Below are 23,200 nucleotides of genomic sequence, written 5' to 3'. Positions count from 1 at the left end.
TAATGGTCTGAGGGTGATAATTTTGTGACGGTTAAATGACTTAGTTGAAAATTTTACTCATTAAACAATTATAACTTAAAAATGATGGACACAAAATTTACAATTCCCCCAATCAAAGTATTGCTGATAGCACTGCTATTTGCCTTTGGAAAATTTTATTCTCAAGCCAATAATGGAGCGGTAGGAATTAATACCACTACTCCTAATGCTAATTCTGTTTTGGATGTTATCTCAGGAAACAATAACAAAGGAATCCTTATTCCCAGATTAACTGAAGCACAGCGAAATGCTATTACAATTAATCAGTCCAAAGATGATGGTTTGACAATTTATAATACCACAGAAGATTGTTTCAATTATTGGAGCCTTGCGGATAATGAATGGAAAAGTGTCTGCGGACAGATGGGTAAATCTGTTTTTACTATAGACTGCTCCACTTCCAATGCAGTGGGAAGCTATGTAAAAGGAAAAGAACTTACTAATTCCAATTACCTGAGCATTGCTGTAAATGTAACAAAACCGGGTAATTATACCATTTCCGGAACTACCACCAACGGATACAATTTTTACGGAACCGGAGTATTTTTAAATACCGGAACAAAAACAATACAAATTCCAGGGCAGGGAGCTCCTCAGAATATCCAGACAGATAATGTGTCTCTTGAAGCCAACGGAACAGCTGTTACCTGTACTCCTGCGATTTCTATTACGGTACTAAGCCCTGCAGGAACATATACCATAAGCTGTGGAAGTGCAACGGTAAATGGAGTATATAAAGTAGGAACAGCTCTTACAGCTTCCAATACGATTACCTTGCCTGTGAATGTTGCGGCATTGGGTAGTTATACCATTACAACTAATACGGTTGATGGAATTTCTTTCAGTGGTTCAGGAACATTTACATCCACAGGAAATCAGAATGTAACATTAAGCGGAACGGGAGTTCCGTCTTCCACGTCTGTTAAAACACTTACAATTACTTCCGACAGTCAGGGAGGAGTATCTACGACATGTTCTGTAAATGTAGTGGTAGTGATTCCTAAAAAAACGGTACTTCATATTGGATTAGAAACGGCTTACGGTTATAGTGCTTACACCGGTCCTTCACGAAGTCTTATGGATTCTCCAACGAACTTTGGAGCAACGGCTTCAAGTATCGTTAAATATGAAGGTTTTACACATATATCTCTGGGAAACTCTCCTTCATCAGGAGCTCTTCAAACGGCTCTTAATAACAAACCTGATATTGTTATAATTGGTTACAACTATACACCTAATGCCACAGATGCAGGTTATATTGCTTCTTACCTTAATAAAAAAGGAGTTGTAATTGCTTTGACAGATGATACAGGTACTGCGCAGAACTTATTCAGAGGAATATTCTCTGATCCCACGATTTCAACTTCTTATGGAGGAGGAGCGGGCTCTGTCTATGCACTTACCAATTCCGATGATCCAATCCTTAATGGACCTTTTGGAGATGTGAGAGGTAAAAACTGGGGCGAAGATGCTTCTACAACAGTAAGTGTTTCCGGATTGACAAGCGGTTTTGTTCCTTACAGCTATGCACAACCTATCAACAGTACAACGACTAGAACAGGAATTTCAGGATTAAGAAATACCAGTTTAAACTTTATATGGTTTGGTGACGGTGGTTTTTTAAGTAATGAAAATGCGAACGGAAATCAATATGCAAGTAATACCATTGAGCCTTTTGTTGCTCCAAGTTCGGGAGGATATTTCCCGGTTCAGAAATCTTCTTATGGATATGCCGGAAACGGATATGCAACAGGATCAATGCAAGTTCAGAATTCGGTTCTTTTTGCCAATATGATTGCGTGGGCAGTCAAACAGGCAGAATTCAGCGGAATAAACACACAATGATAAAAGTTTTTTAAAGATGGCTCCGGTACGATGATTCGTGCCGGAGTTTTTTATTTTATATACTTTTTAATCTCTTCTGTAAGGCTTAATATAAATTCTACCGGGAGATCTTCTTCAGGATCAATTAAGAGAATTTTAAACTTCTTTCTGCCATCCATAATCAGCTCCGGATAATTCAGTTTGTCACCATGGTAAAAGCTGATGTAATGTTTCCTGTATTTTTTGCTGTAATAGAAATAACACAGCATTTTCTTTTTGTACTTGATAAACGGAAGCCCGAAACTGAATGTTTCTGTAATATTTTCCGGATCTGAAGCTAAAATAGAATCACGTAAAAATAAAAGAGTACTTCTTTCAGGCTCTTCGATTCTGTAGAAATACTCTTGTATAGGGTTCATTTTAATTAAATTAAAATATTAGTCGAAATTTTGAAGTTCAACAAGCTTGTTGTACATCCCTTTTTTAGCGATCAGGTCATGATGTGTTCCCTGTTCTACAATATCACCTTTTTCCATCACTACGATCCAGTCTGCTTTCTGAATGGTTGAAAGACGGTGGGCAATTACCAAGGAAGTTCTGTTTTCCATCATTTTTTCCAGTGCATCCTGTACAAATCTTTCAGATTCCGTATCCAGTGCAGAGGTTGCTTCATCCAGAATCATAATTGGTGGGTTTTTCAATACGGCTCTCGCAATAGAAACTCTTTGCTTTTGACCTCCGGAAAGCTTACCGCCATCATCTCCGATATTGGAATCATAGCCTTCAGGAAGTGTAGTGATAAATGCATCTGCATTGGCAATTTTTGCGGCAGCAATCACCTCTTCTCTTGTAGCATCAGGTTTACCCATCAGAATATTATTGTAAACGGAATCATTAAATAATACGGATTCCTGTGTTACCATACCCAGAAGCTTGCGGTATTCATCTAGCTTTAAATGTTTAACATTGGTTCCGTCTATCATGATTTCTCCTTCGGAAACATCATAGAATCTTGCTAAAAGATTGGCAATGGTTGTTTTACCACTTCCACTTTGCCCAACAAGAGCAACCGTTTTCCCTTTTGGAATGGAAAGTGAAAAGTTTTTAAGAATCGTATGATCTTTATCGTAGTAAAAGCCAATATTATTAAACTCGATAGAATGATTTAATGTTGAGATAGAAACAGGATTGGCTATTTCATCAATTTTTACATCAGCATCCAGAATTGCCAAAACTCTTTCAAGAGAAGCTTCTCCTTTCTGTACATTTGAAATTGACTGAGATAAACTTTTTACAGGAGGTAAGATCTGGAAGAAAATACCCAGAAAAACTAAGAAATCAGCAGGTGAAATACTTTGTTCTACAATGATTTGTTTTCCTCCATACCAAGCGATAATTAAGAATGTAACCGAACCTAAAAATTCGCTCATCGGAGATGCAAGTTCCTTTTTTCTGCCTAATCTTATGGAGCTGTTGATCCATTTCTGCATAGACTGCATAAAACGGTTGTCCATTATTTTTTCTGCACTGAAAATCTTAATCACCTTTGTAGATTTCAATGTTTCGTCTACAATTGAGAAAATAGTTCCCATTTCATTTTGGGCTTCGTGAGAATCTTTTTTCAGGCTTTTTCCTATTAAAGCAATCATAGTTCCCATGACAGGCAATACCAGGAGGGAGAAAAGGGTCATCTCTGTACTTAAAAAGAAAAGTGTCACCAGTGTGCTTATCAGCATGAAAGGTGCATTGATCAATTCTACTAAACTTCCCAGAATATTACCTTCAACTTCACCCACGTCGTTTGACATACGAGACATCAGGTCTCCCTTTCTGCTTTCTGTAAAAAAGGAAACGGGTAAAGAAAGAATCTTTCTGTACATCGCCCCACGAAGATCCTGGGTAACTCCTACACGGTAATTGATCAGTAAAAATGAACCCAAATATCTGAAAAGGTTTCTCAGTAAAAACATAAAAGCCGTTATCACGCAAAGCCAAGCTAAAACATTAAGTGCTCCATGCTCAGTTACTAGACTCTGAACATAATAATTGGCGTACTCTTTTGCATAAGAGAAAAAATCTAGAATCTCTCCCGAATACACAGGTGGATGGCTATATTTTTTAGCCTCAATGGTTCCGAAGAGCATTCCCAAAACCGGTAGAATAGTTCCTAAGGAAGCAATCTGAAAAACAGAATACATAAGGTTGAAAAACAAGCTCCCGTAGATGTATTTTTGGTGAGGTCTTGCGAACTTCAGTATTTTAATATATTGGTTCATTCAATGAAAAAATTGGATAGCAAAATTACGTAAAATTAAAAGATAAGACGTCCTTAATCCTGTTTTACTTTAATGGATAAGTTTCAAAAAATGTCTTTTTGTTACAACTCAGCGGTATTAAGCTTTATTTTTTGAATAAATTAAACCTGATGATGACGTGAAAATAGAAGATAAGAAGGTATTACTGTTTAATAAAAAAACCGCTGAAATAGCGGTTTTGATATAATGATTGAATTAAAAATTCACCTGGTCATTATACTTTGGAGCAAAATTTTTAGGATTCAATTTATCCAAAGTTTTTCCAAAGTTATTGATGATTTGAGTCATATTATCAAAATCTACGATGTTGATGTCATCATTTTCGTGATGGTAATGAGAGGCCTTTGTCATGTCTACTGTAGAGAATGAATGGGCAATGATTTTCTTTTTTACAAAGCTTACATTGTCTGAACGGTAGAACAGCTGTTGTTTTGCATAAGGATCTGCATTGAGTTTTAATCCGTTTACTGCATTTTTATTGAAAAGCTCATCAAGATCAGAGAATCCGTCTCCTGTCATATATAATGCGTTTTTTCCCCACTGAGATTCTGTGGCTACCATTTCAAAATTGAAAAGTGCAGTCATCTTATTATAAATAGGGTCCAGATTTTTATCTGTGGAAATAGCTGTTGAACCTAACATTCCTTTCTCTTCGCCGTTGAATGCCATAAATACCATAGAGAATTCAGGCTTTTTGTTTTTAAAATAATCGGCAATACCTACCAGAGTAGTAATTCCGCTGGCGTCATCATCTGCTCCGTTATAAATATTGTCGCCACTTTTGTCACTGGTTCCGATATGATCAAAATGCCCTGAGAATCCAAGATACTTATCTGTTTTTCCTTTTTTGATACCACAGACATTGTATACCGTTTTCCCGTTATAATCAAACGGTACCAGATAGGATTTTCCGGTGCAGTATTCCAGATTGTTTTCTTTGAAAAGCTTCGCTATATAATTGGCTGCATTTTCATTTTCCTGAGTTCCGATTTCACGTCCTCTCATTTCATCTGATGCCAGTGTGGAAAGGACTGTTTTCACCCTTTCTTTTGAAACTTCCTGCGCAAAAGTAAATATGGAGAATAGTGATAAAGTAAGAAATGTTAGCTTTTTCATTGTCTTTTATTAAAATTATATGATTTGTCGCGTTTACAACCGAAAAGTTGCATGAATGTACATAAATTAATTGATCTGGCAGAGGAGATGATGTCAATTAAGAGTATGGGATAAATAAAAAACAGCTCCTAAAAAGAAGCTGTTCTCACTCAAAAAATCGTTGTAAGGCTATCGAAGTCTGTCTACAGATTTTACGAGCCTCTCATCTTTACGGATGTAAATGTTTGCAATAAGCAGACAGATTACCGCAATTAATGGGAAAATCGGCTCAATACCCTTCTCAGGAAAATGAATTCCTCCGGATAAGTTTAGTAACCAGTACGCCAATACACCAATCAACAAAACGTTTATAATGATGCTGATGGTATTCAGCAAAATTTGTCTTTTTCTGTTTTTGAAACTAAAAATACTTAATGCTCCGGTAATAACCAGCACTATACAGCCAATATTAAGTAAAGGAATACTGTCTGAAATGACAACATCCTGTCCCGTTATAAAAAGGAAAACAGCAGCTAAAACTGCTAATAAAGTCCATATAGTTTGTATTCTCTGTAGCATTGAATATTAAATTCTTGGCAAAAATAACATAAATTTTGCACAATTCAAAAATAAGTGTAGATTTGCATTATACAATGTACTTGAAAACCAAAGTCGCCGGACTTACTTTTCTTACTCACAATTAATTACATTTTTACATAAATATGTTTAACATAGAAACGTTAAGGTCAAAATCCGTAACGGAACTGACTAAAATCTTAAAAGATTTGGGCGTTAAAGTTGCAAGAACCAGCAATGAAAATGACAAGATCTTTGCTATTCTTGACTTTCAGGCTTCTAACCCTAAAGTTGCAAAAGATTATTTCAACGCCACAGAACCCGCCAGTGTAACTACTGAAGAGGCCCCAGCAGATAAACCTGCTAAAGCCCCGGCAAGAAAAGCTGCTCCCAAAAAACCAGCAGCCAAGCCAAAAACAAATATAAAAGCTCCGGCAGAAGAACCTAAAGCAGAAGAGAAAGTAGAAGAAATGGTACCCGCTTCTGAAGAGATAAAACAGGAAGAACCCAAAGCTGAAGCAGCTGCAGTAACTGAAGAGTCAGCAGCAAGCGCCCAGGCAAAAAAGAAAAGAAAAAGAGTTTCTACCAATACAGGTAACGCAGAAGTATCTCAGGAAAAAACAGAAGCTCCAAAAAACACAGAATCTCAAGAGCCGGTTCAGGCTGAAGAAAAGCCTAACAATCCTCAACAGCAACAGGCTAACAGACCTCAAAAAGGACACAACCACCCACAAAACAGTGGAAACCAACATAAAAATCAAAACCAAAACCAGCATCAGCAGCATCAAAACCAAAATCAGAATCAAAACAGACATTCTGAAAAGGCAGAAGAGCAGCATGACCATAAAAAAGAATTCAATTTCGATGGATTGGTAAGTATAGAAGGTGTTTTGGAAATTTTACCGGATAACTACGGATTTTTACGTTCTTCAGATTTCAGCTATATCTCTTCTCCAGATGATGTGTATGTATCTACAGCGCAGATCAGGAATTATGGTTTGAAAACCGGAGATACCGTGAAAGGAATTGTAAGACTTCCAAAAGAAGGTGAAAAATACTTTTCATTATTAAAACCTACAGAAGTTAACGGACGTGACCTTGCATTCATCAAGGACCGTGTTGCTTTTGAATATCTTACTCCACTTTTCCCGGAAGAAAAATTCAATTTGGCAGGAAACAATTCTACGATTTCTACAAGAATTGTAGATTTATTTGCCCCTATTGGAAAAGGTCAGAGAGCAATGATCGTTGCACAGCCTAAAACAGGTAAGACGATGTTGCTTAAAGATATTGCTAATTCTATTGCGGCCAACCACCCGGAAGTATACATGATGGTTCTTTTGATTGATGAACGTCCGGAAGAGGTTACTGATATGGAAAGAAGTGTAAATGCAGAAGTTATCGCTTCTACATTTGACGAGGCAGCTGAAAAACACGTGAAAGTAGCCAACCTTGTTCTTGCAAAAGCACAAAGAATGGTAGAATGCGGGCACGATGTAGTAATCTTACTGGATTCTATTACAAGATTGGCAAGAGCATACAACACGGTAACGCCTGCATCAGGTAAAGTTCTTTCCGGTGGGGTAGATGCCAATGCTCTTCACAAGCCGAAAAGATTCTTCGGAGCAGCAAGAAAAATTGAAGGTGGAGGATCTCTGACGATTATTGCAACCGCATTGATTGATACAGGATCTAAAATGGATGAAGTAATCTTTGAAGAATTCAAAGGTACTGGTAACATGGAACTTCAATTAGACAGAAAAATTGCTAACAGAAGAATTTATCCTGCTATCGACTTAATTTCTTCCAGCACACGTAGAGATGATCTGCTTCTGGATGAAGTAACTTCTCAGAGAATGTGGATCTTCAGAAAATATCTTTCTGAAATGAATCCTGTAGAAGCAATGGAATTTGTAAATAAGAATATCAAAGGAACTCTCAATAATGAAGAATTCCTGATGTCTATGAATAAATAAATTTAATTTAATATTGTTAAATAGAAAGCACGGATCATTTGGTTCGTGCTTTTTGTTGGCTGTAAATAAAAAAAAATAAAACTTAATTCATTCTAAATCAATGTATCAATGTTAAAGATTTATTAAAGTAATCTACAATCCTTGATAATACCTTAAATATTGGCTATTTTTGGATTATAACATTAAAAATAAAGTTTATGTCATTTGAATTACCAAAACTAGGATATGCATATGATGCATTAGAGCCGACTATTGATGCAAGAACTATGGAAATCCACCATACAAAACACCACCAGGCATATATTGACAATTTAAATAAAGCAATTGAAGGAACTGAACTAGCAGGAAAAACAATCGAAGAAATCTGCCAGACAGGAACTGACAAGCCAGCAGTAAGAAACAATGGAGGAGGACACTTCAACCACTCTTTATTCTGGGAAATTTTAACTCCGGGAGGAAGCAAAGAACCTGTAGGAAATGTAAAAGCAGCTATTGAAAACTATGGAGGTCTTGAAAAATTCAAAACTGATTTTTCTGATGCAGCTAAAACAAGATTCGGTTCAGGATGGGCTTGGTTAGTAAAAAATGCTGACGGTTCTGTATCTGTTTCTTCTACACCTAACCAGGACAACCCATTAATGCCTGTAGCAGACGTTAAAGGAACTCCGGTTTTAGGATTAGACGTTTGGGAACATGCTTATTATTTAAACTACCAAAACAGAAGACCTGACTATGTTTCTGCATTCTTCGATGTAGTAAACTGGGATAAAGTAGAAGAATTATTCAATAAATAATTTTTAGCTATTATAAAAATGAAAAGGTTCAGAATTTCTCTGAACCTTTTTTGTTGAGTATTATTTAAAATTTACCTTATTGCATCACTTCCGGATAATCCATTCATTCTGAGTTTATATTTCCAGTTCACATATACGAAAACCTGATATAATTTATATTCAAACTTGATCCCGTAATTTTCCTGCGGATCATAATCTATTCCGGATTCTATGATATTTCTGTATCTCCCGGAATTATAATAACTGTTCCATTCGTTCACCAAAAATGTATTTTTCGTCTTCAGATAAGATTCTGTATACTGGCTGATGGGTTTGGCAACTGCACTCAAAAAATAATCAAATTGTGTATCAATGACCGTAAGATCCCATTCTCCGTCTTCGTTTTTAGAAGGCTTCATTTCATGTTGTTCTTTATCTTTCTTTGGTGTTTCCTGAGAAAAACAGCTGTAAGGTATCAATGCTATCAATACCAATAAAATAATATTTTTCATGATTAAGGTATTTACATAAAAAAAGCACTCCAATAAGAGTGCCTAACTTTTTTATGGTTCTTTCTGGAGAACTACAAATGCCGGGAAGTGGTCACTGTATCCACCTGTGAACTGGTCTCCATTCCAGGATCTGAAAGGATAGCCTTTATAATTTCCTTCTTTATTGACTAAATAAGCCGGTGCAAAAATTTCTGTTTTGTATACAGAGTATTCTTTGGTTACCTGATCTGAAATTACGTTTTTAGAAACGATAATCTGGTCAAACAGGTTCGGTGCATCCTGATAGGCAAGAGATGCCACTCCTTTCTTGTATAAAGGGTACATCAGATTAAGGTATGGTGTTTCTTCACTTAAGTCTTTAGGTGCTGCCTGAGCCTTCAGATGATTTTTTAAACTCGGGCTTACAGGATCATCATTAAAGTCACCCATTGCAAAAAGCTTTGTTGTAGGGTCTGCAGCTCTTATACTATCCATCTGTTGTTTCAATAAAGCAGCAGCAGCATTTCTTTTAGGTAAAGAAATTGCTTCACCTCCTCTCCTTGAAGGCCAGTGGTTCATAAAGAATGCCACTTTTTCATTATCTAAAAACCCTGTTACAACAAGAATATCTCTGGTATATTCTCTTCTTCCGTTGTCACCGTAGATTATCAATTCTTTTTTTAATGAATTGGTAGGAGTGAATCTTCTTTTCTGATAGATCAATGCAACGTCAATTCCTCTGTAGTCATAAGAGTTGTAATGAATGATTCCGTAATCATATTTCTTTAAAGCAGGTTCGTTGATCAGATCCTGGATGACCTGTCTGTTTTCAACCTCAATTAACCCCACTACTGCAGGAGCTGTTTTGGTATACTGTGCTCCCATTTCAGAAATTACTTTGGCTTCGTTGGCCAATTTTGCTTTATAGATTTTGGTTCCGTAATTCTTTGCGCTTTTTGGAGTAAATTCTTCAGAACCACCTTGTTCTCTCACTACTTTTTTTCCAATTAAAGCACCATCACTCCATGGTCCGTCATATTTTTCAGCTTCCAGAAGTTTGATAGAATCCATAGGAATACTTCTGTGAAAAGCAGGATTTTTAATGTCTTTCGTTCCATCAATATAATCTGCTGAACGGATAGTGTCCCACAGGTTTTCTACATTTAAAAAGCCTACGGTAGCTACTTTTCTCAGTTTTCCTTGTTGCTGTGAAAATGCCATGATCGAAATAATGATGGCAAACAGACTCGAAAATCTCTTCATCTTCTTTGAGTTATTATTAATACTATTTAATTTACAAATTTACTTTTTTTAATTTATTGCATTTTAAATATTTGTAAATTTAAAAGCAATTATCTCAGTATCATTTATATAATGATTCTTAAAAGCTTGCAGTATTAAGGAAAAATACTGTTAAAAAAATTGTGAATTACAAAATTTGATTAAATTTGTGCCCCCAACTTTTAAACTGTTGAAAATTAACAAGAAAAGTATTAAAAAAATAAACATACTCATGATTAAAAAATTATCATTGATCTCTTTATTTACTTTGCTTCCTGCGTCATATTATTATGCGCAGACAACTGTGTTTGCGTATCTTAAGGATGCAGACGGTAAACCTGTAGAGCAAGCAAGTGTAGATTTAAAAGGAGCAGGAAATGATGCAACGGCAGACAAAATCGGATATTTCCAATTTAAGGATTTGATGCCTGGACATTATCAGATTATGGTTACCAAGCCGAATTTTGAAACTAAAATTTTTGAATTTGACGTAACCAGTGATGAGAAAAGAAAAGATCTTGGAGTAATTACTCTTTATTCTGCATTGAACGGTGCAGATCAGGGGTTGGCTATCATAGAAGATTCTGGAGAAAATGATGGCGGTGGTGCACAGCAAACAGCAACGGTAGGATTATTACAATCATCTCAGGATGTTTTCAACAGGATTGCAAGTTTTGATTTAGGACCATATTGGTTCCGCCCAAGAGGAATTGATAGCAGAACAGGTGAGAATATGATCAATGGGGTTTCTATGGCTGCTGCAGATAATGGAGATGTAGACTTCAGTACCTGGGGAGGATTAAACGAAATTACCCGTTACCCGGAAATTGCAGCTAATCATGCACCTTCCGAATATGCTTTCGGAGGAACTACCGGAGTATTTTATAAGAATACAAAAGCCAGTGAGTACAGAAAAGGAAGCCAGCTGACATACTCTCTTACCAACAGAAACTACACCAACAGATTATCTTACAGATTTTCCTCCGGAATGAATAAGAATGGGTGGGCATTTACCGGAATGATTGCGAGAAGATGGGCACAGGAAGGGATCCAAGATGGTACTGCTTATGATGCATACAGTGGATATATTGGTATTGAGAAAAAATTCAGTGACAGTCATACCATGACCTTAAATGCTATTGGTTCTAAATATGCGAGAAGCTCTTCAAGTCCAAGCACTCAGGAAGTATATGACTTCAGGGGAGTTCATTACAACTCTTATTGGGGATGGCAAAACGGAGATAAAAGAAATGAACGAGTAAAAAGAGGTTTCCAGCCAATGATCCAATTGCAGGATTTCTGGAAAATCAATAAAAACTCTCAGCTATGGACGTCTGTTTCTTACCAGTTTGGGAAAGAGTACAGTTCAAGACTGGATTGGTACAGAGCAAATAACCCGTCTCCAACCTATTACCGTAATTTACCAAGCTATTGGCTAAATTATAAAGATCCATCTCCGGAACAGGCTGCAAACATCGGAATTACAAGAGACTGGTGGACCAATGATGATCAGTCTCATACACAGATCAACTGGGATAATCTTTACAATGCGAACAGAAACGTAGAATACAATGCTTTATTAGGCGGAAGAAGAGCAGCTTATTATCTTGTGGATGATGTAAAAGATGATAAAGTATGGAATCTGTCTACTCACTATACTTATAACTTTAGCGATACTTCCCGTTTTATTTTAAACTTATCTTACCAAAACTACAGATCTGAGCAGTACAGAGAAGTAAATGATTTGTTAGGTGCTGATTTTGCCCTGAATATGGACCCGTTTGCATCCAATACAACAGCAGGAAGTGTTTGGGGTAAATTTAATACAAGAGAAAGTGATACTGATGTTGCGAAAAGAGAAGGTGATAAAATAGGGTACAGCTATATTTTCAGAAGACAGGAATTTAAAGTAAACCCTGCTTTCAAATTCTCAACTGGGAAATTTGATGTTTTCATTTCCGGATTATTCGGATATACAACGAACAGCAGAGAAGGATTGTTCCAACACTATCTGTATGAGTCTTCTTACGGAAAAGGAGCAGACCAAAACTTCTGGAATGCAGGGGTTAAAGGTCAGGTTACGTATAAAATCAATGGGAGAAACTTCCTTGTTTATAACGGAGCTTACTTTTCACAGTCTCCTTTCTTAAATGATATTTATTTTAATACAAGAGTAAGTGGTGTTACAACTCCGGGGATCAAGAACGTTGTTGTAGATGCCAACGATCTGAGCTATGTAATTTCTACTCCGATTGTAAAACTTAGATTGACAGGTTACTTGGTTAATACTCAAAATGAAACAAGTGTACAAAGATATTTCGCACAGGGAGTTAAGCTGACTACTCTGACTGAAAGCGGAGATCAGACTCCTGTACAGGATGGTGCTTTCATTACACAGGTATTGGCAGGAGCCAATAAGAGAAATATGGGTATTGAACTTGGAGCACAGGTGAAAGTTACCCCAACTTTGACAGCCAGCGGATTATTAAGTGTAGGACAATATACTTATACCAATAACCCTACTGTTTATTTTGCTTCTGACGCTGTTGGAACATTCAGAGAACTTGACGGAAACGGAAATATCGTATCAAGATCTTATACGAACATGGGTGAAGCAACCCTTAAAAATTACAGACAGGGCGGAACTCCTCAGGAAGCATACACATTAGGTCTTCGTTACAGCAGCCCTAAATACTGGTGGGTAGGGGCTACATGGAACTACTTCGGACATTCATTCCTTGATCCGTCTCCGGTAACCAGAACAGAAAGATTCTATATGAACCCTAATACACCGGGAGTACCTTCTGATAATGTAACGGAGGAAGAACTTGCAAGAATTCTTACTCCTACAAAATTACCTTCAGCATTCTTCTTCAATGTGAATGCAGGAAAATCCTGGATGATTGGTAAGTATTATGTATTGGTGTCAGCATCTGTAAATAATATCCTTAATAACAGAAACTTTATTACAGGCGGATTTGAGCAGACGAGAAACGTTAACTATACTGACTATGCTAATGATTATGACAGCGGAAATATGGTATTCGCTCCTAAATATTGGTATAATCAGGGTAGATCTTATTTTGTTAACCTTCAATTCAGATTCTAAAAAAATTAAATTAAAAATCGAAAACAATGAAAAATATATATTTTAAAGCGGCGATCTTTACAGCCATTTCAATGCTGGCGTTCTCGTCTTGTGTAAAAACTGATGATTTTGACGTGCCGGAAATCAAATGTACGAACAAATTCGCAGCAGCTAACCACCAGTTATCTGATATTACAACCATTGCAAAACCAAAACCCGGTGAAGCTGATATCATTAAAGAAGATTTCATCGTAGAAGCTTACGTTTCTTCAAGTGATGAATCTTCAAATCTTTACAAAATGATGTTCCTTCAGGATAAGCCTGAAAATCCAACTCAAGGTATTGAGATTGATATCGATGGTGGAAGCCAATATCTTGCTTACCCGGTAGGAGCTTTAGTAAGAATCAACCTTAAAGGATTGATCGTTCAGGGAGTTAATGGAAACATTAAAGTAGGTACTTATGACCCTAATTATCCTATCGGTAGAATCAACCCAAATAAAGTTTCAAATTACATGGCAAGAGTTTGCGACGGACAGAAGCCTGTAGTAGCCGCAATGAAACCATTAGAGTTCAACTTTATCTCTGATGCCCTGAAAAACGGTGCGCACATTAACCAGCTTGTGAAAATAAAAAACGTTCAGTTTGAAGAGCCTGAACTGACAAAGAACTTTGCTGACGAATCCGCTACAGGAGATCGTTATATTACGGATAAAAAAGCAGGCAGATTAGATCTTCGTTTCAGTAACTTTTCAACTTTTGGAAAATCTCCAATTTCTCCTAAATATGAAAAAAGTGGTGATATCGTTCTTGTTTTAAGCCGTTTTACAAGCTCAAATAACGCAACGGTTTTCACAGATCAGGCTTATATAAGAGATCTTAATGATATTAACTTTCCGAACGCCAGATTCACCCCAGGGGAGCCGGAGCTTCCTTCTGCGAATGCCGTAAATCTTTTCCCGAGCTCTGATTTTGAAAACTGGGCATCTTTCCTGTCAAGTTTAAATAGCTTTGGGCTTATGCCTTATGCATCTCAAGGTAGTGGTTTGGGGTATAACGGTACAAATTCTCTTCAGATTAAAGGTACACCTGCCAATAATGACTATGTATTTACAGCGAATGCTGCGTCAGGAATACCAGCAACTCCAAAGAGAATTACAATGTATATCAAAGGTACTGTATCAGGGAAATCACTTTCTTTCAATGTATACAGAGCAACACCACTAGCTCCTAATACGTCTGCTTTCTATACATTCAATTTAGGAACATTCTCTACAGGTGCTACTTTAAGCCCTGAAAGTACCAATTCATATACCGGGTCAATTAATACGAACGGACAATGGAGGCTGATTGAGCTTACCCTTACAGGTCTTACCGATCTTAATATTACCTCTGGAAAACCTATGTTTGCCCTTAAAACAGGGAAAGATGGTATTTATGATCTTCAGATCGATAACATCAAAATTGAGTAATACACTAGGATAAAATTTATTCTGATACAATTCTTAAAAATAGAATCGGGCAGCTTGAAAAGCTGCCCGATTCTATTTTATGAGTTAAATAAAATACATCGAAAAACACACATCAGCAGTGGTTTTATTATTTTCGTTTACTTAACCGTAATTGTTGGATCCCAGTAAAAGTAACCGTACAAGATCTGTTTGTTACTGTCATTCGGATCTAAAATGTAAAGTCCAAACTGTACATAGAAGTTCTCTTTCCCTGTTGCTTTTACTTTAGAGTCGATACTGGCAAAAGTGATATCGGCAGCAGCGGCAGGAAGACCATTCTGAGAATTTAAATTAGGTACAGCAGCCTGTCTTCTTTCAACAGAATTGTATATAAAACTGTTGAAAACCTGATCTCCAGACCAGTATTTAATATTGTAGATGATGACAGCATCATCGGAATTCTGATAAATTGATGTTCCTCTGAAAGAAACTGTATCTCCGGCTCTTGCACTGAAATTCAGATCAGCGGAACCTTGTCCGGAAATAGCGTTGGCATTGGAAACAATCATATGCTGGCTGTTATGATCAATTCCTGTAGGATTATTAGGATCTTTACTTGGGTTTTTATAAGTATCTCTTACATAATCCGTGTCAATAACAATCAGGACATCTATTTCCTGACTCGATGATTTAAGTTGTTCGTCCATGATATTTGGTTTTAGTTTGGTGTTTTCTTACTCATTTGGCTTTTCAGATTCTGCCCCGTTATTTAAGTGATTCCGGCTTCACATCTTGGTGTAATTACAATACAAATGTACATTGCTGAAATTGAATATTTTACGGTGTAAATGCTGAAATTGTTAATTAGGTATTTGTACGTAATTAATCTCTTTGATGTGATTTGTTTGAGTGTGAACAAAAAAATACCCTGAAAAGTTTTACTTTCCAGGGTACCCATTTTATAATGGTTAAATCTAATTTACGTTAAAAAGAAACCTCATTCACTTCTTTTCCTCTCTGAAAGTTCATTGTTTTCTGGCTGCCTTTGTAGGCAATGTTCACCAGATTGATCTGCTTAGGAAAAGCGCTTAAAAGGATCGTATTTTTAATCTTTAAGGTGTTGATATCTGAAACGCCTCCGGTTTCAAAATACACCCATACAGTTTCTCCACTGACCTGACTCCCTGTAAAGGTTATCGTTTTAGGAGCCCCATTGACAAATACATCAAAATTATTGTTCACATATTTTTTTACCTCTGCTTCAAATCCAGCTGTGTTTGGATTGATTTTGATAGCATCAGAGATGTGGCTAGTATTCATTTTTGTGGTAAACTTCAATGTCTTGCTTCCATCAACATAATCCACTTTGGTCATTGAAGAGAAAAAGTCTACATACATAAAACTCATTAACACAAAAAATGTTAAAATTCCTGATATATATAAAAGTTTTTTCATCTTAATTAATAGATTTACAATCATACTTGTTAGTTATAAGTCACAAATAATATGCCAATTAAAAATTTACATTCACAGAATACTTATCATAAAAGGCTTTAATATGTGCTACAGCCTCGTCAGCGGTATCTACCACACGATAAAGATCCAAATCATCTTCAGCAATCATTCCTTCTTTTAACAAAGTTGCTTTGAACCAATCCAGTAATCCTCCCCAGAATTCACTTCCTACCAGAACAATTGGAAATTTTCCTATTTTGTTGGTTTGAATAAGAGTCATTGCTTCAGTAAGTTCATCCAATGTCCCGAAACCGCCTGGCATTACTACAAAACCCTGAGAATATTTTACAAACATTACTTTCCTTACGAAAAAGTAATCAAAATTCATAGAATAGGATTTATTGATATAAGGATTAAAATGCTGTTCAAAAGGAAGATCAATATTCAGTCCGATAGATTTTCCTTTAGCATTGAAAGCTCCTTTGTTTCCTGCTTCCATGACCCCCGGACCGCCTCCGGTAATAATTCCGAAACCTAATTTGGTGATCTTTTCCGCAATATCTACAGCCATTTCATAGTATTTGTTCTCTGGCTTCAGCCGTGCAGAACCAAATATAGAAACGCATGGACCAATCTTGGCCAGTTTTTCGTAACCGTCTACAAATTCAGCCATGACCTTGAAGACCATCCAGCTGTCTTTGGCGATTGTTTCGTCCCAGGTTTTCTGTCTGAAACTGTTATGTAGTTTTGTTTCGTTAATGTCAAGTTCCGGATTTATTAAACTTTCATCCCTAGTTCCATCAATTTCCATTGCAAAATTTATTTAAAATGTTTTTCGGCTTCTGTTACAGATGAGGGTCTTCCGACGTCGATAAGAATACTGTCGTGTACAAAACCGTGTATATGCTCGGTCTGCATCAGGTCCAGATATTCTTCCATAACAGAAAATTTGCCTGTTCTTTTTATTTTTTCGAAGATCGTAGGATTGATACAATGAATTCCACTGAAAGCAAGGGCTTTAAAGCCTTTGTTGAATTCCGCCAGCCTTTGTTCACCAGTTTGTACATTCAGCCAGCCTCTCAAAACCATATCATCATTGAAAAGGAGTTTTCTCGAACTTTCTCTATCGGAAACCGCTAAAGTAGCAAAATCTTTTATCTTTTTATGGTATTCCACCAGCGCATTGATGTTCAGGTCGGTGAGGATATCCGCATTCATGATTAAAAAATCTTCTCCATGATCAAGAAATTTTCTCGCAAAAATCAAGCCACCTCCTGTTTCAAGAAGTTCGTTGGTTTCATCAGAGATTTCAATCCTGCATCCGAAATTATTATTTTTATTTAAAAAATCAACAATCTGATCTCCGAAATGATGGATGTTAATCACAAAATCCTTTATTCCGAAACTTTTCAGATAAGTAATATTTCTTTCCAGAAGTGGAATTTCGTTTACTTTTGCCAAAGCTTTCGGATGATGATCTGTAAACGGTTTAAGTCTGGTTCCTTTTCCTGCAGCGAAAATTAGAGCTTTCATAATAGTATAAGTAATGAGTGATAAATAATGAGTAATAAATAAGCGTAATAAGAAGATTACTTATTGCTCATTACTGATTACTAATATTCAATTGCGGCTGTTCATCGTGGTGAAGGGTGATCTCGGTTCCTTCAGGATATTTTTCCCGGATAAAATCAGCGATTTTTATAGCGGAATATACCGATCTATGCTGTCCGCCTGTACACCCAAAGTTGATTTGCAGATGTTCAAATCCTCTTTCAAGGTAGTTGTCGATATTGATCGAAACAAGGGATTTTACCAATTCTAAAAACTTTGGCATTTCCGTTTTTGTCTCCAGATATTCCTGAACTCCGATGTCATTTCCGGTCTGAATTTTATATTCTTCAATTCTTCCTGGATTTAAAATTCCACGGCAGTCAAAAGCGAAACCGCCTCCGTTTCCTGAATTGTCTTTAGGAATACCTCCTTTCTTGTATGAAAAACTGTGTATCTCGATGTGTAGCATATTCTTTTATTCTTTCTTTTAAATTTTTAAACCATTAAGATTTATTTAGGTTTTAAGGTAAGTTAAGATTTTGATAAATCAAAATTTAGTCAGGAAGCTCTTTGAAAAATTCATTGATAAAGGGTTTCATTGACTTGGTAATATTGTTCGTAAAAAAGTTAATAAGAAGGCCCTGTGGCTTTTTAAGAACTTTCATGTAAGTGAGTAGTTGTGCCTCATGTATTGGTAAGTTTAACTCTATAATAATTGTATCATTGACGAGGAGATCTACAACAAGTTTTGTTTCAATTTCTATCCCTTCATAATTGATGGAAAAATACAACTGTTGCTTAACTTCATAACCGTTTTTAAGAAGTTCAATCTTTAAACATTCTTCATAGACACTTTCAAGGAGACCAGGACCAAGAGCCTTATGGACTTTAATGGCAAAGCCAGTAATTTCATATGACAGTTGAGTAATTTCTTTTTTGGTCATAACCTTAATATTCTTAATAGCTTAAAACTTTCTTAATGGTTTAAATTAATTGTTTCTTCAATTTTTTGTTTTGCTTTCTCTGATGTCAACTGTTGAATTACCTTCTTCAGCTCCGGATAATCATTCATCTGCTCCCATGAGTCGGCAAATTGCGTAATATTCTGGATTCCTTTTTCAAGGCTGGCCATAAAATGCTGTTTTCTCTGAATCAATCCTCTGAATCCGTAAGCACCCAAAACCTGTAAAAATCTCATCATCTGAATAGGCATCACCGCATCTTTTAGTTGAGTTCTTGTTTCAGGATCTTCAAACTGCTGAATATAAAATTCCAGCATTTCCTGTTTAAAATCTTCGGTAAAGTTTGCTTTAGCCTGAAAAAGAAACGAAATGACGTCGTACATTAACGGACCTTTCATTGCAGACTGGTAATCGATGAAAGACACTTCATTCTTTTCATTCACCATAATATTTCTCGCCTGGAAATCACGGATCATAATTCCTTTAGGCTCAATGTTTTCAATGAGGAATGCAATCTTTTTGAATTCCTTTAAAAGTGTTGACTTGTTGTATTCAAGCTCCAGAAAATCAGCTACAAAGTTTTTAAAGTAATAAAGATCATGAATCACAGGCAGTTCATCATAATTTTCATACTCAAAGGTTTTTGAAAAATCAATTTTTCCCTGTGTCTGTGTCTGCATTTGGAAAAGACGCTTCAGTGTCTGTTGTACCAAAGACCTTACAGCCGGGGATTGCTGTTCTTTTGTAATAATCTCCGAAAGGGTGTGCTGTCCCAAAAATTCCTGGATGTACATTGTTCTGTCATCAGAAACAGCAAGAATAGAAGGGGTATTAAGTTTCAAATTTGAAAATACTTCAGAATAGTAAAGAAAACTTTCATTTTCCGGGATATTTTCATTGTACGTGATGATGTATTTTTCAGTGCCGGCAGTGGCCAGAAAATTTACCCTCGCAGAGCCGCTTTGAGCTAATGTGACGAATTCGGAAGATTTTTTACCTAAATGGTTTTCAAAAAATCGTTTTGCGTTTTCAGAAGTCATAATATGGAAACAAATATACTAAATTAACATGAGTTGGGAATTATAGTTTAAAGAAGTGAAAATGTGAAGAGAAGAGACCGCTGTAATGAGGATCTGAAAGAAGTGTTGAATATTTATTTTACTGAGTATTTTAAAGAAAAATTTTCAGTATTATGTATGCGATTGTAGAATCTGATGGGTGTTTTTTTAAGTTTCTTAATTCAAATTCAGGATATTACAGGCTAATTTTTATCTTTGCAGAATGCTGAAAGACTTTAAACCTGTTTTAGGTATCTTATTGCGTTTCATTATTATTTACCTGGTACTTCTTTTTGCCTATCAGTTCTATCTGAATAGCGGTAAAAGTTCCGGGTTGGATTCTTTTTCAAGAGTAATTGCCAATCAGGCGGCGGCTTTGCAGAATGCCATAGGTTATCCTACGGAACTTTATGATGATGTAAAGAATGAACAGGTTTGGTTTTATGTTAAACAACGTTATGAGACGAGAATGGTGGAGGGCTGCAATGCTGTTTCTGTTATCATTCTGTTTGTCTCTTTCGTTTTTGCTTTTTATAAAGGAATGAAGACTTTTGTCTTTGTCGGGGCAGGGTTGATTATACTGTACATAATGAATCTTCTGAGAATTATAGGATTGAATATCGTCATGACAGATCATAAGGAATATGGGAAAATGTTCCATGATTTTATTTTTCCTGCCATTATTTATGGAAGTGTCGTTGTACTTTGGCTGGTCTGGATTAAATTTTTTGCTTTAAAACATGAAAATTCTTAGTTGGCTTCTGGTTATAGCAGGAATCTGCGGGTTGATAAGTGTAAGAGTTCTGGAAGGAACTATTTTTTATGATCCGTTTCTGGACTACTTTCATGAAGCAAATAAAAATATCGAATTCCCTGAATTTGAATGGGGAAAGCTGATTGGCGGACATCTATTTAGATTTGTTTTAAACCTTTTGTTTTCCTGCCTGATTATCCATGGGTTGTTTAAAAATAAACAATGGACATTGCAGGGCGCTGTAATGATGGTTATTGTGTTTATGATTTCTCTTCCAATTTATCTGTATTGTATTTCTGACAGATTCGAGATAGGATATCTTTTTTCTTTTTATATGAGAAGGTTTGTGATCCAACCTTTGATTATACTTCTGATTGTTCCCATGTTTTATTACAGAAAACAGATGATGAATAAAGAGGTTAGATAAGTGAATTTATCTATTATTCTACGGTATGCTTGTCTACACTGGTTACATTTTCAGGAGTCCATTCTACGCGTTTCACAAAGTCTTTCTCACGGACAGGGCATTCTTTGATCTGACATACCGGACATGAAATCGGTTTACAGTCATCCATATGGAAATTGAACTCAATAGTTCGTTTCATGTTTTTGGCAAGAAGAATAATTACTTTTTCCATCTCTCCATGGGCATCACGAAGGTCATAATACCATGGCAATGTTATATGAGCATCAATGTGTAGAGAAGAACCAAACTGTTGGATTTTCATATTGTGTACATCAATCCATTCTATGTGTCTGTTTTCTTCAAGGATTCTAATGACCTGATTTAGTATTTCAGGATCCTGCTCATCCATAATGCCGCTTAAAGATTTTCGGACAATTTTATAGCCTACGAATATGATATAAAGCCCGAAAGATAGTGCTACTACAGAGTCCAGCCAATAAATTTTGGTGAAGTAAACAATAATTAAGCTGGCAACTACTCCAAGAGTGGTAATAGTATCGGACTGAAGGTGTTTACCGGATGAAATAAGAACCAGAGAATTTTCTCTTTCTCCTTTCTTTATAGAAATATACCCCAGCAGATAATTGATAATTGCAGTGGCAGCAATAATCCATATCCCAAGATCTATTTTACTCAGGGTTTTTCCTACGATAAGGCTGTGAACTCCTTCATAGATGATCATAACGCCGGCAATAGCGATAAGAGCTCCTTCAATACCGGAAGTCACGAATTCTACTTTTCCGTGACCGTATGGATGGTCCTCATCTTTAGGCTTGGCTGCAAGATGAAGGGAATAAAGTCCCATGAATGCACTGATGACATTGACAATACTTTCCATAGCGTCGGAAAATACTGCATCGGAATTGGTGAGTTTCCAGGCAATAATCTTTCCGATAAAAAGGATAACTCCAAACACTGCAATAAGTTTTTGGAATCCTATTTTCTCTTTGTGGGTATTTTTCTGGGTATTCATATAAAGTTTGATAAAAAAAAGAATCTCAATTTTGAGACTCTTTTTTATTTTGTTAGTTTATACTAAGTTGTTTGCTACAAGGTATTCTGCAATTTGTACAGCGTTTGTTGCTGCCCCTTTCCTCAGATTGTCTGCTACGATCCAGAGGTTGAGCGTTTTAGGCTGTGAAAGGTCCCTTCTGATTCTTCCTACGAAAACTTCATCTTTTCCTTCCGAATATAAAGGCATCGGGTAGTGGTTGTTTTTCACATCATCCATTACGATTACGCCAGGAGTTTCGGATAAGATTTTTCTTACTTCATCCAGTTCAAATTCATTTTCGAATTCAATGTTTACACTTTCAGAATGTCCTCCCTGAACCGGAACTCTTACAGCTGTTGCTGTTAAGTTAAAGGTGTCATCTCCTAGAATTTTCTTAGGCTCCTTCATCAGTTTAATCTCTTCTTTCGTGTAATCATCATCAGAGAATACATCACAGTGTGGCAATGCATTTTTGAATATCTGATAAGGATATACTTTCGCAACTGAATCATCTCCGTTGATTTCTCCGTTTAGCTGATCTACAGCAGCCTTACCAGTTCCTGTTACAGATTGGTAGGTAGAAACAATTACTCTTTTTAAATCATATTTTTTGTTCAATGGTCCCAGAACCATTACCAATTGAATGGTAGAACAATTCGGATTTGCAATGATTTTATCTTCTTTTGTTAAAACATCAGCATTGATTTCAGGAACTACCAATTTTTTATCAGGGTCCATTCTCCAAGCTGAAGAATTATCAATCACTGTGATTCCTGCTTCTGCAAATAGAGGAGCAAATTCAAGGGAAGTAGAACCACCTGCAGAGAAGATTGCAATATCCGGTTTGGCAGCTATAGCGTCCTTCATGCTTACGATGGTAAATTCCTTCTGTTTATACTTCACCTTCTTGCCTACAGATCTTTCGGATGCTACCGGGATTAATTCTGTTACAGGGAAGTTTCTCTCCTCCAAAACTTTAAGCATAACTTGTCCAACCATTCCTGTTGAACCTACTACAGCTACTTTCATTGATTTAATTAAAAATTTAAGA

Annotated in this window: 22 protein-coding genes; 7 read left to right on the top strand and 15 right to left on the bottom strand. The window is 36.3% G+C overall.

Annotated elements, in window-relative coordinates:
* The first annotated feature begins 81 nt into the window (after positions 1 to 81).
* Entirely contained in the window at positions 82 to 1,884 is a 1,803-nt protein-coding gene (locus tag OL225_RS15445; RefSeq protein WP_264518840.1) for a hypothetical protein, read from the top strand.
* A gap of 50 nt (positions 1,885 to 1,934) precedes the next feature.
* Here OL225_RS15445 and OL225_RS15440 read toward each other — a convergent pair whose 3' ends face one another.
* The 4 genes from OL225_RS15440 to OL225_RS15425 form a co-directional block, all read right to left on the bottom strand.
* Entirely contained in the window at positions 1,935 to 2,282 is a 348-nt protein-coding gene (locus tag OL225_RS15440; RefSeq protein WP_047376380.1) for a DUF1801 domain-containing protein, read from the bottom strand.
* A gap of 18 nt (positions 2,283 to 2,300) precedes the next feature.
* Positions 2,301 to 4,139 carry an ABC transporter ATP-binding protein gene (locus tag OL225_RS15435; protein ID WP_264518839.1) on the bottom strand — a complete coding sequence of 613 codons (1,839 nt, stop codon included), beginning with the start codon at positions 4,137 to 4,139 and terminating at the stop codon, positions 2,301 to 2,303.
* Between the two features lie 234 nt (positions 4,140 to 4,373).
* Positions 4,374 to 5,294, bottom strand: coding sequence for a M28 family peptidase (locus OL225_RS15430; RefSeq protein ID WP_047376383.1), 921 nt, complete (start codon positions 5,292 to 5,294; stop codon positions 4,374 to 4,376).
* A 168-nt stretch (positions 5,295 to 5,462) separates the two neighbouring features.
* Complete coding sequence (locus tag OL225_RS15425; protein WP_255813508.1) at positions 5,463 to 5,852, bottom strand: DUF4293 family protein; 390 nt, start codon at positions 5,850 to 5,852, stop codon at positions 5,463 to 5,465.
* Positions 5,853 to 5,995: 143 nt separating this feature from the next.
* Here OL225_RS15425 and rho point away from each other — a divergent pair, with 143 nt between their 5' ends.
* Both rho and OL225_RS15415 read left to right on the top strand, forming a co-directional pair.
* Positions 5,996 to 7,825: a transcription termination factor Rho gene (gene rho / locus OL225_RS15420; RefSeq protein WP_264518838.1), complete on the top strand. Its 1,830-nt coding sequence runs from the start codon at positions 5,996 to 5,998 to the stop codon at positions 7,823 to 7,825.
* A gap of 197 nt (positions 7,826 to 8,022) precedes the next feature.
* Positions 8,023 to 8,619, top strand: coding sequence for a superoxide dismutase (locus OL225_RS15415; RefSeq protein ID WP_047376388.1), 597 nt, complete (start codon positions 8,023 to 8,025; stop codon positions 8,617 to 8,619).
* A gap of 71 nt (positions 8,620 to 8,690) precedes the next feature.
* On the opposite strand, the gene OL225_RS15410 is transcribed toward OL225_RS15415, so the two are convergent.
* Together OL225_RS15410 and OL225_RS15405 are read right to left on the bottom strand one after the other, a co-directional pair.
* Complete coding sequence (locus tag OL225_RS15410; RefSeq protein ID WP_047376390.1) at positions 8,691 to 9,110, bottom strand: DUF6146 family protein; 420 nt, start codon at positions 9,108 to 9,110, stop codon at positions 8,691 to 8,693.
* A 51-nt stretch (positions 9,111 to 9,161) separates the two neighbouring features.
* The gene (locus tag OL225_RS15405; protein WP_264518837.1) at positions 9,162 to 10,352 is read right to left on the bottom strand and encodes an endonuclease; all 1,191 of its coding nucleotides are present in this window, start codon (positions 10,350 to 10,352) and stop codon (positions 9,162 to 9,164) included.
* Between the two features lie 250 nt (positions 10,353 to 10,602).
* On the opposite strand from OL225_RS15405, the gene OL225_RS15400 reads away from it, so the two are divergent.
* Together OL225_RS15400 and OL225_RS15395 are read left to right on the top strand one after the other, a co-directional pair.
* A complete protein-coding gene (locus OL225_RS15400) occupies positions 10,603 to 13,479 on the top strand; it encodes a carboxypeptidase-like regulatory domain-containing protein (protein WP_264518836.1) in 2,877 nt (958 codons plus the stop codon).
* 26 nt (positions 13,480 to 13,505) lie between these two features.
* Complete coding sequence (locus tag OL225_RS15395; protein ID WP_264518835.1) at positions 13,506 to 14,930, top strand: DUF5689 domain-containing protein; 1,425 nt, start codon at positions 13,506 to 13,508, stop codon at positions 14,928 to 14,930.
* Between the two features lie 137 nt (positions 14,931 to 15,067).
* Here OL225_RS15395 and OL225_RS15390 read toward each other — a convergent pair whose 3' ends face one another.
* The 7 genes from OL225_RS15390 to OL225_RS15360 form a co-directional block, all read right to left on the bottom strand.
* The gene (locus OL225_RS15390; protein ID WP_047376397.1) at positions 15,068 to 15,616 is read right to left on the bottom strand and encodes an inclusion body family protein; all 549 of its coding nucleotides are present in this window, start codon (positions 15,614 to 15,616) and stop codon (positions 15,068 to 15,070) included.
* Between the two features lie 277 nt (positions 15,617 to 15,893).
* Positions 15,894 to 16,364 carry a DUF6702 family protein gene (locus OL225_RS15385; RefSeq protein WP_228408605.1) on the bottom strand — a complete coding sequence of 157 codons (471 nt, stop codon included), beginning with the start codon at positions 16,362 to 16,364 and terminating at the stop codon, positions 15,894 to 15,896.
* Between the two features lie 58 nt (positions 16,365 to 16,422).
* A complete protein-coding gene (locus OL225_RS15380) occupies positions 16,423 to 17,175 on the bottom strand; it encodes a TIGR00730 family Rossman fold protein (RefSeq protein WP_052184639.1) in 753 nt (250 codons plus the stop codon).
* A gap of 8 nt (positions 17,176 to 17,183) precedes the next feature.
* Positions 17,184 to 17,897, bottom strand: a complete 714-nt coding sequence (locus tag OL225_RS15375) for a nucleotidyltransferase family protein (RefSeq protein WP_047376403.1) — start codon at positions 17,895 to 17,897, stop codon at positions 17,184 to 17,186.
* Positions 17,898 to 17,967: 70 nt separating this feature from the next.
* Entirely contained in the window at positions 17,968 to 18,384 is a 417-nt protein-coding gene (locus OL225_RS15370) for an RNase adapter RapZ (protein WP_264518834.1), read from the bottom strand.
* 85 nt (positions 18,385 to 18,469) lie between these two features.
* The gene (locus OL225_RS15365) at positions 18,470 to 18,859 is read right to left on the bottom strand and encodes a GxxExxY protein (RefSeq protein ID WP_264518833.1); all 390 of its coding nucleotides are present in this window, start codon (positions 18,857 to 18,859) and stop codon (positions 18,470 to 18,472) included.
* Positions 18,860 to 18,891: 32 nt separating this feature from the next.
* Positions 18,892 to 19,917, bottom strand: coding sequence for an aminoglycoside phosphotransferase family protein (locus tag OL225_RS15360; RefSeq protein WP_264518832.1), 1,026 nt, complete (start codon positions 19,915 to 19,917; stop codon positions 18,892 to 18,894).
* A gap of 241 nt (positions 19,918 to 20,158) precedes the next feature.
* On the opposite strand from OL225_RS15360, the gene xrtF reads away from it, so the two are divergent.
* Positions 20,159 to 20,689 carry an exosortase family protein XrtF gene (xrtF, locus tag OL225_RS15355; protein WP_264518831.1) on the top strand — a complete coding sequence of 177 codons (531 nt, stop codon included), beginning with the start codon at positions 20,159 to 20,161 and terminating at the stop codon, positions 20,687 to 20,689.
* A complete protein-coding gene (locus OL225_RS15350; protein ID WP_264518830.1) occupies positions 20,676 to 21,116 on the top strand; it encodes an exosortase F system-associated membrane protein in 441 nt (146 codons plus the stop codon). The genes xrtF and OL225_RS15350 overlap by 14 nt, the downstream gene beginning before the upstream one ends.
* Before the next feature lie 13 nt (positions 21,117 to 21,129).
* Here OL225_RS15350 and OL225_RS15345 read toward each other — a convergent pair whose 3' ends face one another.
* Both OL225_RS15345 and OL225_RS15340 read right to left on the bottom strand, forming a co-directional pair.
* Positions 21,130 to 22,128, bottom strand: coding sequence for a cation diffusion facilitator family transporter (locus tag OL225_RS15345; RefSeq protein WP_264518829.1), 999 nt, complete (start codon positions 22,126 to 22,128; stop codon positions 21,130 to 21,132).
* 57 nt (positions 22,129 to 22,185) lie between these two features.
* Positions 22,186 to 23,178, bottom strand: a complete 993-nt coding sequence (locus OL225_RS15340; RefSeq protein ID WP_255813522.1) for an aspartate-semialdehyde dehydrogenase — start codon at positions 23,176 to 23,178, stop codon at positions 22,186 to 22,188.
* Positions 23,179 to 23,200: the final 22 nt, after the last annotated feature.

The organism is Chryseobacterium viscerum (assembly GCF_025949665.1).
GTDB classification, from domain to species: Bacteria; Bacteroidota; Bacteroidia; order Flavobacteriales; family Weeksellaceae; genus Chryseobacterium; species Chryseobacterium viscerum_A.
The sequence above is the reverse complement of the archived record's forward strand: the minus strand, read 5'-3'. Positions and strand labels throughout refer to the sequence as shown.

Excerpts from the sequence above, each read along its gene's own strand:
- OL225_RS15445 (WP_264518840.1), top strand. The coding sequence starts at position 82 with ATGATGGACACAAAATTTACAATTCCCCCAATCAAAGTATTGCTGATA.
- OL225_RS15440 (WP_047376380.1), bottom strand. The coding sequence starts at position 2,282 with ATGAACCCTATACAAGAGTATTTCTACAGAATCGAAGAGCCTGAAAGA.
- OL225_RS15435 (WP_264518839.1), bottom strand. The coding sequence starts at position 4,139 with ATGAACCAATATATTAAAATACTGAAGTTCGCAAGACCTCACCAAAAA.
- OL225_RS15430 (WP_047376383.1), bottom strand. The coding sequence starts at position 5,294 with ATGAAAAAGCTAACATTTCTTACTTTATCACTATTCTCCATATTTACT.
- OL225_RS15425 (WP_255813508.1), bottom strand. The coding sequence starts at position 5,852 with ATGCTACAGAGAATACAAACTATATGGACTTTATTAGCAGTTTTAGCT.
- rho (WP_264518838.1), top strand. The coding sequence starts at position 5,996 with ATGTTTAACATAGAAACGTTAAGGTCAAAATCCGTAACGGAACTGACT.
- OL225_RS15415 (WP_047376388.1), top strand. The coding sequence starts at position 8,023 with ATGTCATTTGAATTACCAAAACTAGGATATGCATATGATGCATTAGAG.
- OL225_RS15410 (WP_047376390.1), bottom strand. The coding sequence starts at position 9,110 with ATGAAAAATATTATTTTATTGGTATTGATAGCATTGATACCTTACAGC.
- OL225_RS15405 (WP_264518837.1), bottom strand. The coding sequence starts at position 10,352 with ATGAAGAGATTTTCGAGTCTGTTTGCCATCATTATTTCGATCATGGCA.
- OL225_RS15400 (WP_264518836.1), top strand. The coding sequence starts at position 10,603 with ATGATTAAAAAATTATCATTGATCTCTTTATTTACTTTGCTTCCTGCG.
- OL225_RS15395 (WP_264518835.1), top strand. The coding sequence starts at position 13,506 with ATGAAAAATATATATTTTAAAGCGGCGATCTTTACAGCCATTTCAATG.
- OL225_RS15390 (WP_047376397.1), bottom strand. The coding sequence starts at position 15,616 with ATGGACGAACAACTTAAATCATCGAGTCAGGAAATAGATGTCCTGATT.
- OL225_RS15385 (WP_228408605.1), bottom strand. The coding sequence starts at position 16,364 with ATGAAAAAACTTTTATATATATCAGGAATTTTAACATTTTTTGTGTTA.
- OL225_RS15380 (WP_052184639.1), bottom strand. The coding sequence starts at position 17,175 with ATGGAAATTGATGGAACTAGGGATGAAAGTTTAATAAATCCGGAACTT.
- OL225_RS15375 (WP_047376403.1), bottom strand. The coding sequence starts at position 17,897 with ATGAAAGCTCTAATTTTCGCTGCAGGAAAAGGAACCAGACTTAAACCG.
- OL225_RS15370 (WP_264518834.1), bottom strand. The coding sequence starts at position 18,384 with ATGCTACACATCGAGATACACAGTTTTTCATACAAGAAAGGAGGTATT.
- OL225_RS15365 (WP_264518833.1), bottom strand. The coding sequence starts at position 18,859 with ATGACCAAAAAAGAAATTACTCAACTGTCATATGAAATTACTGGCTTT.
- OL225_RS15360 (WP_264518832.1), bottom strand. The coding sequence starts at position 19,917 with ATGACTTCTGAAAACGCAAAACGATTTTTTGAAAACCATTTAGGTAAA.
- xrtF (WP_264518831.1), top strand. The coding sequence starts at position 20,159 with ATGCTGAAAGACTTTAAACCTGTTTTAGGTATCTTATTGCGTTTCATT.
- OL225_RS15350 (WP_264518830.1), top strand. The coding sequence starts at position 20,676 with ATGAAAATTCTTAGTTGGCTTCTGGTTATAGCAGGAATCTGCGGGTTG.
- OL225_RS15345 (WP_264518829.1), bottom strand. The coding sequence starts at position 22,128 with ATGAATACCCAGAAAAATACCCACAAAGAGAAAATAGGATTCCAAAAA.
- OL225_RS15340 (WP_255813522.1), bottom strand. The coding sequence starts at position 23,178 with ATGAAAGTAGCTGTAGTAGGTTCAACAGGAATGGTTGGACAAGTTATG.